Below are 1555 nucleotides of genomic sequence, written 5' to 3'. Positions count from 1 at the left end.
GCCTGATTGGCGCTTTCGAGCCAGGACCGCAATAGAGCCACATCCGGCCTCCTTCTTTCTTGTGCAAATATCCCCGGCTCTCGGCTCTCGGCCCTCGGCCTTCGACCTTGGGGCCTCACTTGACGCCGGGCGTTCCGTCGAACTTCTTCTCGAGCCGGTTCCAGACCTCGATATAGTCCTTCTGCATCGGGGCCTCGCGGGCGGCGAATTCGGTGAGGTGCTGGGGAAAGCGGGTCTCGAACATGAAGCTCATGGTCTCCTCCAGCTTCTCGGGCTTCAGATCGGCGTTGCTGGCGCCCTCGAAGGCGTCGCGGTCCGGGCCGTGCGGCAGCATGCAGTTGTGCAGGCTGATGCCGCCCGGCGCAAAGCCCTGCGGCTTGGCGTCGTAGATGCCGTAGATGTTGCCCATCAGCTCGGACATGATGTTCTTGTGATACCAGGGCGGGCGGAAGCTGTGCTCGGCCACCATCCAGCGCTCGCGAAACAGCACGAAGTCGATATTCGCCGTGCCCTCCTGGCCCGAGGGCGCGGTCAGCACGGTGAAGATCGACGGGTCGGGATGGTCGAACAGGATCGCGCCCACCGGCGAATAGGTGCGCAGGTCGTATTTGTAGGGGCAGTAATTCCCGTGCCAGGCCACCACGTCCAGCGGCGAGTGCTCGATCCAGGTCTCGTGGAACCGGCCGCACCACTTGATCACCACGCGCGAGCGCGCCTCGCGGTCCTCGAAGGCGGCGACCGGGCATTTGAAGTCGCGCGGATTGGCCAGGCAATTGGCGCCGATCGGGCCGCGGCCCGGCAGGTCGAACTTCTGGCCGTAATTCTCGCAGACGAAGCCGCGGCAGGGGCCTTCCAGCACCTCGACGCGGTAGACGAGGCCGCGCGGCAGGATCGCGATCTCCTTCGGCTCCAGCTCGATCACCCCCAGCTCGGTGCAGAAGCGCAGCCGGCCCTCTTGCGGGACCACCAGCAACTCGCTGTCGGCCGAGAAGAAATATTCGTCCTGCATCGAGCGGGTGACCAGGTAGACATGCGACGCCATGCCGACCTGGATGTTCACGTCGCCGGCCGTGGTCATGGTGCGCATGCCGGTGATCCAGGTCAGCTCCTCCTCCGGGACCGGGATCGGGTCCCAGCGATACTGGCCCAGGCTGACGATGTCGTCGCGCAGGTTCGGCGCCGTCTTCCAATGCGGCAGATCGATCGCCGCGAAATCGCCGGTATGGCGGACCGAGGGCCGGATGCGATAGCACCAGGTCCGCTCGTTCTGGCCGCGCGGCGCGGTGAAGGCGGTGCCCGACAGCTGCTCGGCGTAAAGGCCGTATTCGCATTTCTGCGGGCTGTTCTGGCCCTGCGGCAGGGCGCCGGGCAGCGCCTCGGTCTCGAAATCGTTGCCGAAGCCGGGCATGTAGCCCGGATGCGTGCCGGTGGCGACGGCGGCGCGGGTCATGCCGGGGGGCAGGTCGTGCTGGGTCATGGGGCTCCTCCCTGCGGTGTCATTGCAGTTGCAACGATTGTGTCATTGCGATGGCAACGATGTCAATGCGGATCTGCA

The 1555-nt window shown here is 65.7% G+C and carries 1 protein-coding gene; it reads right to left on the bottom strand.

What is annotated here, in order from left to right; all coding sequences use genetic code 11:
- Nucleotides 1-115 precede the first annotated feature (115 nt).
- A complete protein-coding gene (gene hmgA / locus QPR87_RS23505; protein ID WP_285051567.1) occupies nt 116-1477 on the bottom strand; it encodes a homogentisate 1,2-dioxygenase in 1362 nt (453 codons plus the stop codon).
- Nucleotides 1478-1555: the final 78 nt, after the last annotated feature.

The organism is Paracoccus sp. SSJ, assembly GCF_030234105.1.
GTDB classification, from domain to species: domain Bacteria; phylum Pseudomonadota; class Alphaproteobacteria; order Rhodobacterales; family Rhodobacteraceae; genus Paracoccus; species Paracoccus denitrificans.
The sequence above is the reverse complement of the archived record's forward strand: the minus strand, read 5'-3'. Positions and strand labels throughout refer to the sequence as shown.